We start from the raw sequence: 15,640 nt of genomic DNA, 5'->3' as shown, positions 1-15,640 counted from the left end.
TTTTACAAAGGTACGGTTTAAAAGCAATTGGACCACAATTTTAGATTCAGAATTGGTTTTGGTTCAGAAGGTGAATTATAGTATCCAAATCTTCTTTTGTATGATTGGCAGTAATTACAATTCTGTTTAAATCCTTGGTGTCTGTTGGGTATTTAAAATTGGTTATAATAATTTTATTTTCAGTAAAAACATCATTTATTCCTTCGATCTCCGGATAAATGAGTGGATAATTAGCATCAAAAAGAATGGCTTCATTTTCACTTAAATGAGTATTAATATAGTTTAAATTGTCTTTTAATTTTTGGTGCTGTTGCAAATAAATATTCTCCGCATCTGCCATTGTCTGTACAAATGCAGCATTCATTCCGGCACTGCAAACAAAAGTATCGTGAGTTGCTATTAAATTAATAAATTCAGAATCACTAGCAATTACGCCTCCTGTCAATCCAAATGCTTTGCCCAAAGAGGACACCATGATTTTCCTTTTAACGTTGGGAAGATTAATGTTCGAATAAATCCCGCAACCATTCATACCTAAAATTCCAAGTGAATGTGATTCGTCAATAACTAAAGTGATTTCTTTATTGGACGGAATCAAATTCAGAATAGAAAGATCGATTGGTTGTACATGAAAGGAGGGAACCGAATCCGTCAAAACAGTAATTTTTTCAATTTCAGAATCGAGCAACCGAGGATTTGTCTTTTCTCCAATAAAAAAAGGAAGACTGTTTTGCGATTTGATGGCAGTGTGCGTATCCGGAAAATGAAAAAAGCAATCGGTTTCAGGAGTTAATGCTTCAATAACTAATTTTCCTGCTAACATTCCAGAGGAAAGGGTGAGAGCAGCTTCTGCTTTGATGAAATTGGCTAAAAACCGTTCCCCATTTTCGTAGGCGGTCAGTTGAATGTTTGCACTTCGAGAACTTCCATACGCCGTTCCCCATTGCATAATGTTTTTAATGAGCAGTTTCTTGAATTCAGGATGCGTTGGCAAACCCAAATAAGCCGTTCCTCCAAAATAAAGATATTCTTTATTTTCGATTTCAATTATTCGATCTGGAAATTGGTTGACTTTCATTTAAAACGACATTAAAGTTACACCAGTTCCGTTTAAGTTAGAATAGTTTATTTTTCCAAAATCGATTGTCACTCCTGTGGCAATATCTTCTGCCAAAAGTAATGCGCCATCCATATCTACATAATCCAATTGTGGCAATAAATGCGCAATCGCAGAAATTCCAACCGTCGATTCGGTCATACAACCAACCATCGTTTTTAATCCTAATTTCTTAGCTTCCTGAATCATTCGTCTTCCGGGAGTTAAACCTCCACATTTTACCAACTTCACATTCACACCATGAAAATGGTTATGACATTTTGCTACATCTTCTTCGATAATACAACTTTCGTCGGCTATAATCGGTAAAACGGAGTGTGTAAAAACTTCCTTGTGTCCTTCCCAATTATCTGCTTTCAAGGGTTGTTCTAAGAATTCCACACCCAATTTTTTTAGTGCAACAGCATTGTTTATGGTTTCGTCCACACTCCAACCACAATTGGCATCGATTCTGAAAATAGCATCGGTATGTTTCCGAAGTTCAGTAACAATGGCAATATCTTCTTTGGTTCCTAACTTGATTTTATAAATGGGCCAAGGCAGTTCTTTCATTTTAGCCACCATTTTTTCGATGGAAGCTATTCCAATTGTGTAATCTGTTAACGGATTTTTGTCAATGGTATAATTCCACAATTCGTACAGTTTCTTTCCTTTTTTGCGTGCAAATAAATCATTGTATGCCATATCCAAAGCGCATAAAGCAAACATATCGTGTTTTAGAAAAGGATGGATTTTTGCCCAAAATGTTTCGGGTGTTTCCTCTGTAGTATTTTCGATTATGGTTCTAATTTTATCTAAATCCTGCATCATCACCGGAACGGTTGTTTTATAATAGGGATTAGACGTCGCTTCGCCAAAACCAGAAAAACCATCACGTTGCAACTCCACAATCAAAGAGGGTTGAATATCAATCGATTCTCTTGAAATCGTGAACGTATGTTTTAATTTGAGTTCGTATTCTCTTAATATTAGTTCCATTTGGGATTTGATTTTACTATTTTTTGTGTTTATTTAAAGCAGAATTTTTTAGAAACCGAGCCATAAAATGGCATCGACAAAACCGTCGCGCCATAGTTTTTCATTGTGTTTTCCGTCTTTTACAATTGTTTTTTTATTTAAATTGAGGCAGTAACACCGATTAGAATTTAATAAATATTCCATTTTGTTCAAATCCGAAACCATGTCGTCACTTTCAGCATCGCCACACAGAAAATAAAATTTCGACTTAATTTTTTTTGATTTTTCAGTCAGCGTATAAATGTCTTTGGTAAACCAAAACGAAGGCGAGAAAACACCTGCTTTTCCAAAAATTTCAGGGTATTTTAAAACGGCATAATAGGAAGTCAAACCGCCAAGAGAACTTCCCATGATGATTGTATTTTTCTTTTTAGTTTTGGTTCGATACGTTTTGTCGATTTGTGGCTTCAATGTTTTCACGATAAATTCTAAATAGTTATCTGCTTTTCCACCACCGTATTTTTCGTTTTTAAAAGGCGTTAATTCCTCCATTCGTTTCTCATTTCCATGTTCGATTCCTATCACAATAACCGGAGCTTTTAGGCTGTCCAGTTTTTCATCTACATTCCATTCCCCGGAATAAGAAGTTTTAGCATCAAACAAGTTTTGAGCATCATGCATATAAATTACGGAGAAATTCTTTTTTGAGGTCGCATAATTTTCGGGTAAATACACCCAAATTTTCTTTGTGGTTTGAAGTTGTGGCGCTTCAATAGTAAAAGTAGAAACTTGTTTAGAAACCGTTGTTTTCTTTATTTCTTCGCCTTGAGCAGTAATTTTTGCTATCGTAAAAAAGAAAAGTAGGAGTAGGAACTTTAGTCGATTCATTATTAGTTTTTGTGTTTTGATTTAAAAACAATATTTTAGCTAAAAATAATAATTTGATGAATACATTCGAACAAAAGAGGAGTTTACTTTTAGAGATGATTGCTTTTTCTACTGTTGATGGGCATTTGCATAAAAAAGAATATGAATTTTTGGTAATTGTTGCCAAAGAATTGAGTTTTGATCTGGATGTTTTTAATGATTTTTTCCATCAGGAATTACCTTTATTGCCTATTAAATCTGAATTTCAGCGAGTGCAGCAATTTTACAGATTGGCGCTATTAATGTATTGTGACGGCATTTTGCATGAAAAAGAAGCTGTTGCAATTCAACAAATAGCAATTGAAATGGGACTTAATCCGATAGCTACAAAACGCATTCTTAAGTTGATGAATGAAGCGCCAAATGCAATTATTGATGCTGAAATTTTAGTAAACGTTTTTCAGGAACAACATAATTAATAGATTTTTTGAGGTATTTATTCTCTAATTTTTTACTTTTATTAGTGTTGCTATCTTTTAAAAGACATTTTTACGCCAAATGCGGTCTGTAAATCGGGCGCATTATCCAGTCTCAGATCTTCTCTTAATGATACAAAATAAGAAAATTGCTTAACAGAGTAGGTACAAATAAAATTCCATCCTTCTAGATTTTTATACAAATGTGAGAAGGTTTGTTGCCAATGGGTGTTAATGCGTTCGCCAGTCAAAATAATATGGTTAAAATCTTTCTTGTTGTTGTAGGACGTTTGAAAAGCATAATTGATTCCGTACGAAATCCAGTTGTTGTTTCGAAGTTTTCTTTTGTAATCAATAAGCCCTTCAAAACTGTACAGAAAAGTTTGATTGCTTATGTTTACTCTGTCTCCAAACTGAATCAATCGTTGTTGCAAAGCTCCTGCACTTAAACCAATACTTAAAATATTCTTGTCTTTCACAACGATTTTTTTAATTATCGAAGAAGAAATTCCGAGGTCGGCAACTGGATTATATCTCGAAATATTGATCCCGAAATGAGTTCCGAAATTCAAGTATATTTTATGCTTTTTATTCATTTCTAATAGCGGATAGTAAAAATAATTTATCTCAATTCCCGGTATTCTGAAGTCGCCGTTATTCATTGTGATGAAATTATTATTTTCATCTCGATAAGAAATTTTGGCTTGGTTAAATCCATAGTATCGTCTTGAAAAAGGATCTTCACCTCCGGCAATAGTGCTATGAAACCATTCTATAGATTCATCCGAAGTAAATACTGAAAAAGGATATTTTCCTTTATCTAAGGAGAATGCTCGCAAGCCGAAATTAAGTTCATGATGAGTTGATAACGGTAAGGAAAATGTGAATTTGTAAGATCGGATAACTCCATCTGCGATGAATTCTTTGGTTTGGGCAGGAACAGTAATCAGGTCAAATTTAAATTCTCGGTCATGCCAAGGAAAATTTGCAGCGAATTCCCGATCCGTTTGATTTGTTAACTCATAGGATTTTACATAAGGCAACATTACATTTCCACTTGAAACGTCTACTGAAAAGGAGTATTTTTCAGGAGAGCGAACTTTGAAATTATGGTTTATTCGCGAGATGTACATTCCCAATGGGTGATTGGAAAGTAAATTTGGTTTTATAATATCCGAAGTGTTTTCTATTTCAAAAGTCATGAGATCCACTTTTGTGGATTGTGCTGAAGCAAATGAAATTAGTCCGAATAATACAAAAATGAGTAAGCGATATTTCATTTGAATGCGTGAATTTTCAGGGAACAATCAGAAAACAATTACATTCAAATTTAAAGAACTTTACTGATTATAAAAGGTTTTAGATCAAATAAATGGAGTCTAAGGTGATTTAAAATCAAAAAATATTTAGTGTTGATTTGAAAACTTGTATTTGAAAAAAAAATTATGTCAGTTGTCCCTGTAATCTTTTAATATCATCACGTAATTTTGCCGCCTGCATAAAATCCAATTCTTTTGCTGCTTTCTCCATAGATTTTCTTTTCTCTCGAATAAGTTTCTCAATTTCTGGTTTTGGCAAATACAGATTTTCTGGTTCTGCAGCAGTATCTAAAGTTAAGCCTAACTCATAATCTACCAAAGGATTTTTGGTAAAGGCACTCTCAATCTTTTTATTCAAGGCTTGCGGTACCAAATTATTGGCAGTATTGTAATTAATTTGTTTGGTTCTGCGATAATTGGTTTCGTCGATGGTTTTTTGCATGCTTGCCGTAATTTTATCGGCATACATGATTGCTTTTCCATTCAGGTTTCTCGCTGCACGACCAATTGTTTGCGTAAGTGAACGATGGCTTCGTAAAAAACCTTCTTTGTCAGCATCTAAAATGGCCACCAAAGAAACTTCTGGTAAATCCAAACCTTCACGAAGTAGATTTACACCAATTAACACATCAAAAATTCCTTTTCGTAAATCTTGCATGATTTCGATTCGTTCCAAAGTATCTACTTCAGAGTGAATGTAACGGCAACGAATATTAACTTTTGTTAAATATTTAGCTAATTCTTCCGCCATTCTTTTGGTTAAAGTAGTCACCAAAACGCGTTCGTCAATTTCGGCCCGTACCTGAATTTCTTCAATTAAATCATCAATTTGGTTTAAACTTGGTCGGATTTCGATAATTGGATCTAGTAAACTTGTCGGACGAATTACCTGTTCCACAACAACGCCTTCCGTTTTTTGTAATTCGTAATCCGCTGGTGTTGCCGAAACATAAATTACTTGGTTTTGCATCGCTTCAAATTCTTCAAATTTCAAAGGACGGTTGTCCATCGCAGCGGGAAGTCTAAAACCGTATTCCACTAAATTTTCTTTTCGGCTTCTGTCTCCGCCATACATCGCGCTAACTTGTGAAAGCGTCACGTGACTTTCATCAACAACCATCAAGTAATCTTTTGGGAAATAATCCAATAAACAGAAGGGTCTTGTTCCCGGTAAACGACCATCAAGATAACGGGAGTAATTCTCGATTCCAGAGCAATACCCTAATTCGCGAATCATTTCCAAATCAAAATTGGTGCGTTCTTCCAATCGTTTTGCTTCTAAAGGTTTGCCAATTTCCTTGAAATAATCAACTTGTTTTACCAAATCTTGTTGTATTTCCCAAATGGCGCCTTGCAGCACATCTGGTGAAGTCACAAACATATTAGCCGGATAAATAGTCAGTTTGTCAAATTTTTCAAGAACCTGAGAATTCTTGGTGTCAAAACTTTCAATTTCCTCAATTTCATCCCCAAAAAAATGAACTCTGTAGGCTTCATCAGCATAACTTGGATAAACATCAACGGTGTCGCCTTTTATCCTGAAACTTCCGGGATTAAAATCGGCTTCGGTTCTGGAATATAGACTTTGCACCAATTGATGCAATAATTTGGTACGAGAAATGATTTGGCCTTTCTCTATTGGAATTAAATTTTTCTGAAATTCTATCGGATTTCCAATACCGTACAAACAAGAAACCGATGCCACTACCAAAATATCTCTTCGTCCGGAAAGTAATGAAGCAGTGGTTGACATTCGCATTTTTTCCAGTTCTTCATTGATGGATAAATCCTTTTCGATAAAAACGCCGGTTACGGGCATAAAAGCTTCAGGCTGGTAGTAATCGTAATAGGAAACAAAATATTCCACGGCATTATTCGGGAAGAATTGCTTGAATTCCGAATACAATTGTGCCGCCAACGTTTTGTTGTGTGCCAAAACCAAAGTGGGTCTTTGTACTTCCTGAATGACATTAGCTACCGTAAAGGTTTTTCCAGATCCGGTAACCCCTAAAAGTGTTTGAAATTTATCACCCTCAATAATTCCCTGAACTAATTTTTCAATTGCTTGGGGTTGGTCGCCTTTGGGCTGGTAATCGGATACTACTTGGAAATTCATTGAATTAAGGGGCAAAGTTTTAGAGTTGCAAAGATACAAAGTTTGGATTCTTTTATTACCTAAGATTAAGCCAAAAAAAAACCATTCGCACAAACGAATGGTTTTCAGTATAAAATAGGGTGTTCTAGAAACTCAAGCTTAACCTAGCAAAAAGGAATCTTCCGTTTTGACCAAATTGAGAGGTGTTTCTTGAATATGCAAATTGATTTGCATTTGATAAGTCAATTGTGGATGGTGCAGCGTTGTAATCAATAGCTCCAGATACTAATCTAGGTCTAATTGCAGTTTGTGTACCAAGATTTGCATCAGGATAGATATCAAAAATATTGTTAGCTCCAATTACAACTTTTGCAGTTTCTGTAATTTTGAAACCAACAGATAAGTCAGTTATTATTTTTGCGCCCCAGATTGGATGCTCAACTTCGACTGCTTGACCATTTATTATGGCTCCTTCCACTCTTCCATCTCCATTTACGTCAGCCGTATTTGGATCAGTTACCTGTCCGAAGTAAACATTTCTCAAAAAGAAATCGAATTTTTTATAAGTAAAAGAGTTGGTTAAATTTCCTTTAACTCTAGGGATTGCTTCTTCTAAATAGATTCTGCTCATTTCAGAAAAATAGCGGTTTATTTGACCATTAGCAACCAAGGTAGGCGATCCTTGTATAGCACCCACTTGTCTTGTTTGAGAAAAAGTAGTAGCTAAATCTGATTTAATCACTATTGCTCCTAAATTTAGTTTATGTGTTATAATGATATCAATACCTTTAGACTCGGTACTAATAGCATTGGCAAAAAAGGTAGCCGCATTTGCTCCAGCTAGATCAAATTGTAATTGAAGCTCTCTCTGTGGTGTTCCTGCAGCAAACGTTCCCGATGGACGAGAAAATTGATCCGTCAAAGTTACTCTGTCATCTATTCTAACAATATAAGCATCGGCAGTTAAAGTTAAATTTGCTGCTGGAATTTTAGCGGTAAAACCAATACTAGCACTTTTAGATTCTTCTTGTTTCAATTGTGGAATTCCAAGGGCTTTAGCTGCTGGAGAGTCATTACTAAATGTACTTACTTCAAATGGTACGCCACCAACAAATTGCGTAGCGGTAGCGTTAAAATTGATTTGGTGTAAAGAAGGAGCGCGGAAACCTGTGGAAACGGCACCACGCAAATTAATGTTGTCTGTTAGTTTATAACGACTGGCAACTTTAAAATTAGTAGTGTTTCCAAAATCAGAATAGTTTTCAAAACGAACGGCTCCGTTCAATAACCATTTTTCTGTAACATCGTATTCAAGATCTCCATAAATAGCGGTACTGTTACGTCCTTTTTCAACAGCATTTGCTGGTCTGAAACCTGGAAATACTTGGGAACCATTTCCTCTAATAGATCCAAAGAAATCAGTTACGATCAGATTAGCAGGGGTTACTCCTGGTAAAGCAACATCACCGTTTATATCATATAAATTATATGATTCAGGTTGTCCTGCACTAATACTATAGTTTTCATTGCGATATTCAGCTCCAAAAGCAACGTTCAAATCACCAAACTTTTGATTCATGTCAAAATTGGTTGTGTTTTGGCTAAATGCCAATCCACCTGCATCAAAAGTAGTTGGAGAATTTTCTCTCATGGAAGAATTGACGGTGTTTTCAACACCATAATCAAAACTGTTTCTACCAAAAGTATTACTCAAGTCAAAATTCCAATTACCAAAAATAATACCTCTCAATCCTGCTGCTGCTGAAATATCGTTAATTGTCGAATGGATTTCAGGTAAAAAACCATTTGGATACAAACCAGTATACGATCTAGATTGATTAGGTCTTCTGTAAAATCCAGCAGCTTCACCAGTTCTGTGGCTGTTCCCTCCAAAAGCATACAACTCTAATTTATCAGTTAAAGGATAGGCAGCATTTACAAAGAATTGTGAGCTTTGAAGTGATGATTGACCAACTTTCATATTAAAATCGTTTCGTACTAAGCCTCTAGCAGCAAGTTCGTCCGAAGTTACATCAGCTCCTAACAAAGTTCTCATCCCAGATAAATTTCCTGTCGATGCGGCAGTTTGAATAGCAGTTTTTGTTGTTGCATCAAAATAACTTACTTGTTGTGCATACGTATTAATTGTGTTCAACAAACCATTGTAAAAACCAGGGGTAGTGTTTAACGTATTCGCATATAAACTATTGATGTTAATACCTGCTATTCTAGCTCTTTCTTCAACAGCATTGTATCGGTTGAATAAACTTCCGGTAACTTCTTTAGCACGACTTGTTTGGCCTCTCAATTGAGCGCTTGCCGTAACATTAATGAAACTTTTTTCCTTTCCTAAATTTGTTCCGTAGTTCAAGTCAATTTGAATGTTGTTTCCATCATTTCCGCCGGTATGGTCGTTAGCATTTTTAGAAAAATGACTTCCACCAAAAAGGTTTACTTCTAATTTTTTAGTGTCTTTTTTCATGTTGATGTTGATTACACCAGCAATAGCATCTGAGCCATATTGAGCTGAAGCCCCATCTCTTAATACTTCAATTTTTTCGATAGCAAAAGCGGGAATGGAATTTAAGTCGGTACCTACAGCTCCTCTACCAGGTGATCCATTGATGTTTACTAAAGAGGACGTATGACGTCGTTTTCCATTTAATAAAACTAAAACTTGGTCTGGTCCTAAACCTCTTAATTGAGCAGGGTCAATGTGATCTGTTCCATCAGCTACAGTGGTTGTATTTGATGTAAATGATGGCGCAACCATATTTAAAATCTGATTCAAATTCGTTTGAGCCCCTTGTGAAGCGATCTCTTTCATAGAAATCACATCAATAGGTACTGCAGATTCAGTGACTGTTCTGGTTGGATTTCTGGATCCGATTACAACAACATCTTGAAGTGTTTCGCCACTTCCCATTAAAGTAACGTTTAATGTAGTTCCGGTTACCTTCAACGATTTAGTTTCTAATCCCACATAAGAAAATTGTAAAACGTCTCCAATTTCAGCGCTGATGGTATACGTTCCATCGATATCTGTTGTTGTTCCTTTTGTTGTTCCTTTTACGATAATTGTCACGCCAGGTAACGATTCTCCTTTTTCATCCACTACACGACCTTTGATAATCTCGGCAGTTGTATTTTGATTTAAAGAAGAGAAAAATTCACCATTCATTCCGGTGTTAGCAATACCTTCTTTTTGTAAAATAATTTGATTACTTACTTCGGTATAGTTCATTTTTAATGGTTTCAAAATGCGAGTCAATACACTAGATAAAGCTTCGTTGTTAGCATAAACACTCACTTTTTGATTCAATTGTGACATTCTCGAATTATACGAAAATTTTACATGTGCCAATTTTTCAAGTTTAGACAAAGCAGTATCTAAGTTCAAATCGGTCACGGTAATAGTTACTTTTGTGTCTAGTTTTTTTTGACCTCTGATATTATTCGCAAATGTTATACTTGAAAAGACAAGGGCTAAAACAAATTGAAATAAGGTTATTTTCATAATTCGAATTAGTAGTCGTTGTTTGAAGACGGTTTTTTTCATAATTTTGGTCTGTTTTTATTAATATTCGTTAGTTAGGTTATTGGTAGAACAAAGCAATTACTCTTTACAGAGAGTGAATTGATTTTAGTCAAGGCGTCGAGAATGTTACAGCATTTTCGGCGCTTTTTTATTGTAATTTTTAGTTCATAGGCAAGTTATTATTCGTTACATCCATTTGATATAATTATAATTTGGTTTCCATTCATTTCATAACTCGTATTGTTTCCAAGGCTTTTGCAAATAATTTTAAGCTTTTCAGGTAAAGGTTGATCGCTTAAAGAAGTGGTAAGGTAACAGTCTTTTAATTTGGATTGAGGAAAATCAATTTTTACCAAATACGCCTGTTCAATAGTTTTGAAAATTTGTGCCACAGGAATATCGGTGAATTCAAATCCTAATTGTTCTATATTACTTGTGGAACGACTCAAAGACTCATCTTGTGTGATATCAGTAATCTTTTTAAAACTTAAGTTTTTCCGAACGAATCGCAACGCTTGATTGGGTAATAAAACAATCAACTCGTCTTCTGAATTTGAGATTAATTCATTCGATCTTACTTTTACTTTTCCAGTCCGAACCACAACTTCTACATTTGGTTGATTAGCGTATGCTTTTATTTTGAAACTGGTTCCGACTACTTTTGTAACGATTTCATTCGCAAATACAAAAAATGGCTTTTTAGGGTCTTTGCTAATTTCGAAAAAGCCTTCGCCGGATAAGTACACTTTTCGTTCATTACCCGCAAATATTTTAGGATAACTTAATTTGCTGTTGGGTTGCAATAAAACTGAACTTCCGTCGGATAATGTTATGATTTGTGGTTTGTCTGAATTATTCGTTTGTTCCACCAAGCCTTCTTCGTTTTCATTGATAAGTTCACTATACGTTAGTGCGGAATCATTATCACTGTTGGTTTGATTGTACAACCATCCGGTTAAAAGGCTTAAAATCAAAACAGCCGCAACTCCGTTAAACCATCTTTTTCTCAAAAGCTTAAGAACTGGTTTTTCCTTTTTATCTTCTTCTACTCTTTCAATTTTTTTCCAAGTATTTTCCAATGCATTTTGCACTTCATCTGAAGATAGATCATCAGTAGGTGCTTTCATTGCTAACAACCATAATCTGGCTTCTTCAACTAATTTAGCACGATTGGAATTTTCTAAAGTCCATTCTTCCCATTGGTGTTGATCATCATTGAAATACACCCATAATCGGAATGATTCATCAGCTAAAAAGTGTTCTATTTCGGTATAATTAGTACGGTGTTGCATCAAAAAAAGGGTTACAATTATAGAGAGGACCATCTTTTTAATTGATACTCACTAAATAGTGTTTTTTTTTAAATTATTTTTCCGAAGATTAAAATGTGAGCGAAACAAGCATTAAAATGCAGCAGATGTTTCCTTTCCAATCTTTGCGTAAGCTCAACAAAGCACGGTGCAAAAGATTGTTTGCCGATTGATAATTAATGTCCAATGTATCGGCAATTTGGTCTACGGTAAGTTCTTGGGTGTAACGAAGATATAAGGCTTCTTTTTGTCGAGAAGGCAAACCATTTATCAAATGATTGAGATGTGACACTTTAGAAGCTGTCGTTTCCTCTGAGATACGATCATGTTCAATTGAAAAATCAAATAAAAATTCAACCGTATCTATAGAGCTGCTCAGGCGAAAAATACGATCCCGTTCTTGTGATCTAGTTATACGCTTGCGAACACAGGCTAATAAATAGGCTTTTACAACCACTTTATCACTCAATTTTTCTCTGTAAATCCAAATGTCAGTAAAAACATCTTGAACGCAGTCTTGCACTTTTTCAGGAAAAGGAAGAAATGAATTTCCATAACGGACTAAATGTGCATAATGTCTTTTGAAAAGTATAGAAAAAGCATTTTCATTCCCTTCTTTTAGACTGTTCCATAGTATGGAATCATCAAGTATTTCGGTGTGTGACAGTTGCTTTTTTACCATTTAGTTTAAATTAGAACATTGACTTTAAACACAAAAAATAATCTGAAAAAGAATAATTAATTTGGCTTTTTTAGTTTAAAAAGTTCAGTTTTCAGTTGCCTTTTTAATGCGTTATAAAAGAAATTTCTTTATAATTAATTAAAGATTTCTTTACCAAATCTACGTAAAATTATGTTAAAATGATCTTTTACTCTTGAAAGTAGCAAGAAATACAACTATTTATGAATAACAGTATTTTTTTTTCGGTAAAGTAAATTTAGAGAAGTTTAATTATGGATTTAATTATGGAAGTTTTTAAGGACTTTATTTTAAATGCATAATAGTAAGAAATATAGGTGCAGGTTGATTTTCCCGACTATCAAGAATGATTGTTGGGATTGATTGCTTAAACTAAATAGGAGTTTTTATTCGAACTTCCAGGCTTTTTGTTGTGCTTCACTCAGGAAAGTCCAAGCTATTATTCGGCTTGTTTTTTGGCCTTGAGCCATATCAATCGTTTTAATTTCGACTGCACTTACTTTGTTTAGTGTTTTGTAAAGACTGGAAAGATTTTCTTTTTTGGATACCAAAGTAGTAAACCATAAACACTGCATTGGATATTTAGCACTTTCGTAAATCATTTGGGTCACGAAACCTAGCTCACCGCCTTCACACCACAATTCAGCATTATGACCTCCAAAATTTAAAACGGGTTTAGCTTCGCTCCGTTCGGCTATGCGTCGGGTTGTTGCTTTGCTCTCGGAGCCTCGGGATTCTAAATTATTGATTTTTCGAACCGTGCTTTTCGTAGCTTCCTCTTGTGAGGCATGAAAAGGAGGATTGCAAATGGTAAACGTAAATCGGTCTTCGGGAGTGATTATGTTTTTAAAAATATAACGCGATTCCGTTTGCTGTTGTAAACTAATGGCATCAATCAGTTTTGGATTTTCTTCAATGATGGCGCTACAATTTTCAATAGCTTTCAAATCGATATCGGTTCCTACAAAACTCCATCCGTAGGCTGAATTACCAATTATTGGATAAATGCAATTGGCACCTACACCAATGTCTAAACCTTGAACAGTTTCTCCTTCAGGAATGATTCCGTTGTTGCTGGAAGCTAATAAATCTGCTATATAATGAATGTAATCCGCTCTTCCGGGAATCGGTGGACAAAGATAATTTGCTGGAATGTCCCAGTTTTGAATGTCGTAATGAGATAACAATAATGCTTTGTTAAGCGACTTTACTGCATCAGGATTACTAAAATCAATAGTTTCTATATTATGCTCATTTATTGAAACAAAATGCTGTAATTCAGGAGATTTTTCTATTAATTGCTCAAAATTATATCCAAATCTATCCAGATTTCTAGGATGTAAATTAGTTTTTTCGGTAATCGTTTTTGCTTTCATTTTCTATATTTCGGTGCAAAGATAGTCATTCTCTTTTTGGCAAAATATAGGATGTGTTTAATTGATTACAGGTGAGTGTATATTTGTATTTCTAGTATCAATCCATACATTCCATCATCAATAAATCACCTTCATTATGTTCTATTGTCACGATGCCGTCTTTGATTACATGATTGCTGCTTCCGGTTCTGTAACCAATGGTTAAACTGTCATCTTTTAAGGGATAATATAAATTATCCGAATGGATTCCAGTAACGTGACCGATAGGAATTAATGAAATAGGAGTGTTCGCCGTATACCATTTTTCGAATTTTTTAGGCAATAAAAAGACTTTTGAGTGATCGTCCAGAATGACAATTTTTATTAGATTTCTGTATCTCGTAATATTGGTCAGATTTGTAATCGTGTGATCTGCTCTTCGTCCGGTGGCCCAAACGACGTTTACGGCAGGTATTTTTCGTTCGATTAAATAGTCAAAAGCCTTCTCTAAATCGGTTTTGTTTTGATCTGGAGTATGAATAATTTCGATTGGATATTGAGTTGTCTTATAAATTTCAGGATCAAAACCTCTATCAAAATCGCCTAAAAGCACATCGACTTTAATGTCTAATTCCATTACGCGAACCATAGCCGAATCTAATACCACCACAAGCGGTGACCATTCCAGTAATTGACCCAATAGTTCCGGATTACAGGAAGCGCCGTTGGCAATGATTAAAGCGGGTTCTTGGTCGTCGCGAACGATATGGTGTGAAGACATGAGGATTGTAGATTTAAGAACTGTGAATTAAGATTTTAGATTTTGGCAATCGATAACAGAATGGATTGTAGGTTGTAAAGTTAGTTAAAATATGCAAACTGGAAAATGCAAATGTACTCTAGCCCAGATGGCAATGAAAACCTAAACAGGTTGTAAACTTTAGTTTTCTGGCTGTAGAAGAGCGACCGGAGGAAGCTCCTTATACGGACTGGAAAACTGTTTAGAACCTGTTTTTGGTTGTAATGAACAGCTGGATTAGCTCCTAATTATTCAATCGTAAAATTTCTTACGTCGACTTCACTAAGGGAGAAATAGCCCAGTGGATAGTTAGCCGAATCAGTGGTGTTGATAATGTTTCCTCTAACAGTTGCAGGTGGAGATTGAAAGGGTCCGCCACCATTATTTCCTGCTATACTTACCAAAACACTCATGTAATTGTAGTAGGCTTTTGAAATTCCAAAGTGGCTAACCTCAATTTTATCGTCTTTTTTTAATTCATCATTTTGCGAAATACTAAAGAATTCGTTTCCGTTGAAGAACTCATCCTGATCCACATAAAAATTTGATTTTACCTGATTGGAATATATATATTTGTAAAGATAATAATTAGGTTCGCCGGCTGGGTCTTGGTAAAATGTTTTAATTTCTTTTTCATTGCCTGTAAAACCACCTTGGTTGTTTTGAACAATTTTAGTGATGGCTGTAACAGGTTTCAACATTTCGGTTGCAGTGTACGTATTACCATTGCTGATAACCGTCAGCGTATAGGTTTCGTTGATTACTGGTATAAAAGTAGCGCACGTATATTCACCTGTATTTGCAATTTCTGAAAAAGGAAAAACTACATTAGTGCTATTTTTTATGGAAACTGTAGCTCCAGAAACTTTTGGAATTTCAGTGTTGTAAAATCCAGTTGTTGTGGTTAGTTTTATTTTTTGTTGATTTCCTACAGTTCCTTTTTTCCAATTAATAGCTGCTTCAATAACCAGTTTTGGTGGCGCATTGTCCAAATCTACTTCGATTACCTCTTCGCAACTGGTTGAAAAAACCGCTATTAAAAGTATGAGATATAGTGTTATTTTTTTCATGATTTCATGTTTTTATTTTGTTCTCTTTTGAAAGGCT

12 protein-coding genes are annotated in these 15,640 nt (G+C 35.0%); 1 reads left to right on the top strand and 11 read right to left on the bottom strand.

The annotated features are described in order from the left end of the window. Positions 1-46: 46 nt before the first annotated feature. The 3 genes from E0F91_RS04365 to E0F91_RS04355 are packed head-to-tail and all read right to left on the bottom strand — an operon-like array spanning position 47 to position 2,962. A complete protein-coding gene (locus tag E0F91_RS04365) occupies positions 47-1,078 on the bottom strand; it encodes an aminotransferase class I/II-fold pyridoxal phosphate-dependent enzyme (protein ID WP_132065129.1) in 1,032 nt (343 codons plus the stop codon). After that, entirely contained in the window at positions 1,079-2,095 is a 1,017-nt protein-coding gene (locus E0F91_RS04360) for a dipeptide epimerase (RefSeq protein WP_132065128.1), read from the bottom strand. A gap of 48 nt (positions 2,096-2,143) precedes the next feature. Continuing rightward, a complete protein-coding gene (locus tag E0F91_RS04355; RefSeq protein WP_132065127.1) occupies positions 2,144-2,962 on the bottom strand; it encodes an alpha/beta hydrolase in 819 nt (272 codons plus the stop codon). A 56-nt stretch (positions 2,963-3,018) separates the two neighbouring features. Between E0F91_RS04355 and E0F91_RS04350 the strand changes: the two genes are divergently transcribed. Further along, positions 3,019-3,420, top strand: a complete 402-nt coding sequence (locus E0F91_RS04350) for an excinuclease ABC subunit B (protein WP_132065126.1) — start codon at positions 3,019-3,021, stop codon at positions 3,418-3,420. 50 nt (positions 3,421-3,470) lie between these two features. Here E0F91_RS04350 and E0F91_RS04345 read toward each other — a convergent pair whose 3' ends face one another. The 8 genes from E0F91_RS04345 to E0F91_RS04310 form a co-directional block, all read right to left on the bottom strand. Continuing rightward, positions 3,471-4,619: a hypothetical protein gene (locus tag E0F91_RS04345; protein WP_243698838.1), complete on the bottom strand. Its 1,149-nt coding sequence runs from the start codon at positions 4,617-4,619 to the stop codon at positions 3,471-3,473. A 241-nt stretch (positions 4,620-4,860) separates the two neighbouring features. Next, on the bottom strand, positions 4,861-6,852 hold the full coding sequence (gene uvrB / locus E0F91_RS04340; protein ID WP_132065124.1) for an excinuclease ABC subunit UvrB: 1,992 nt from the start codon (positions 6,850-6,852) through the stop codon (positions 4,861-4,863). A gap of 124 nt (positions 6,853-6,976) precedes the next feature. Then, a complete protein-coding gene (locus E0F91_RS04335) occupies positions 6,977-10,012 on the bottom strand; it encodes a TonB-dependent receptor (RefSeq protein WP_132065148.1) in 3,036 nt (1,011 codons plus the stop codon). 536 nt (positions 10,013-10,548) lie between these two features. Continuing rightward, on the bottom strand, positions 10,549-11,694 hold the full coding sequence (locus E0F91_RS04330; protein ID WP_243698836.1) for a FecR family protein: 1,146 nt from the start codon (positions 11,692-11,694) through the stop codon (positions 10,549-10,551). A 55-nt stretch (positions 11,695-11,749) separates the two neighbouring features. Beyond that, complete coding sequence (locus E0F91_RS04325; RefSeq protein WP_132065123.1) at positions 11,750-12,361, bottom strand: RNA polymerase sigma factor; 612 nt, start codon at positions 12,359-12,361, stop codon at positions 11,750-11,752. 404 nt (positions 12,362-12,765) lie between these two features. Then, entirely contained in the window at positions 12,766-13,755 is a 990-nt protein-coding gene (gene rlmF / locus E0F91_RS04320) for a 23S rRNA (adenine(1618)-N(6))-methyltransferase RlmF (RefSeq protein ID WP_132065122.1), read from the bottom strand. Between the two features lie 97 nt (positions 13,756-13,852). Continuing rightward, positions 13,853-14,515 (bottom strand): thiamine diphosphokinase, encoded by a 663-nt coding sequence (locus tag E0F91_RS04315; RefSeq protein WP_132065121.1) that lies wholly within the window; start codon positions 14,513-14,515, stop codon positions 13,853-13,855. A 266-nt stretch (positions 14,516-14,781) separates the two neighbouring features. Further along, a complete protein-coding gene (locus E0F91_RS04310) occupies positions 14,782-15,603 on the bottom strand; it encodes a DUF4249 domain-containing protein (RefSeq protein WP_132065120.1) in 822 nt (273 codons plus the stop codon). Positions 15,604-15,640 lie beyond the last annotated feature (37 nt).

Source organism: Flavobacterium sandaracinum, assembly GCF_004349135.1.
Lineage (GTDB): Bacteria > Bacteroidota > Bacteroidia > Flavobacteriales > Flavobacteriaceae > Flavobacterium > Flavobacterium sandaracinum.
This window is presented reverse-complemented; position numbering and strand designations above follow the sequence as displayed.

Excerpts from the sequence above, each read along its gene's own strand:
- E0F91_RS04365 (WP_132065129.1), bottom strand. The coding sequence starts at position 1,078 with ATGAAAGTCAACCAATTTCCAGATCGAATAATTGAAATCGAAAATAAA.
- E0F91_RS04360 (WP_132065128.1), bottom strand. The coding sequence starts at position 2,095 with ATGGAACTAATATTAAGAGAATACGAACTCAAATTAAAACATACGTTC.
- E0F91_RS04355 (WP_132065127.1), bottom strand. The coding sequence starts at position 2,962 with ATGAATCGACTAAAGTTCCTACTCCTACTTTTCTTTTTTACGATAGCA.
- E0F91_RS04350 (WP_132065126.1), top strand. The coding sequence starts at position 3,019 with ATGAATACATTCGAACAAAAGAGGAGTTTACTTTTAGAGATGATTGCT.
- E0F91_RS04345 (WP_243698838.1), bottom strand. The coding sequence starts at position 4,619 with ATGACTTTTGAAATAGAAAACACTTCGGATATTATAAAACCAAATTTA.
- uvrB (WP_132065124.1), bottom strand. The coding sequence starts at position 6,852 with ATGAATTTCCAAGTAGTATCCGATTACCAGCCCAAAGGCGACCAACCC.
- E0F91_RS04335 (WP_132065148.1), bottom strand. The coding sequence starts at position 10,012 with ATGAATGGTGAATTTTTCTCTTCTTTAAATCAAAATACAACTGCCGAG.
- E0F91_RS04330 (WP_243698836.1), bottom strand. The coding sequence starts at position 11,694 with ATGGTCCTCTCTATAATTGTAACCCTTTTTTTGATGCAACACCGTACT.
- E0F91_RS04325 (WP_132065123.1), bottom strand. The coding sequence starts at position 12,361 with ATGGTAAAAAAGCAACTGTCACACACCGAAATACTTGATGATTCCATA.
- rlmF (WP_132065122.1), bottom strand. The coding sequence starts at position 13,755 with ATGAAAGCAAAAACGATTACCGAAAAAACTAATTTACATCCTAGAAAT.
- E0F91_RS04315 (WP_132065121.1), bottom strand. The coding sequence starts at position 14,515 with ATGTCTTCACACCATATCGTTCGCGACGACCAAGAACCCGCTTTAATC.
- E0F91_RS04310 (WP_132065120.1), bottom strand. The coding sequence starts at position 15,603 with ATGAAAAAAATAACACTATATCTCATACTTTTAATAGCGGTTTTTTCA.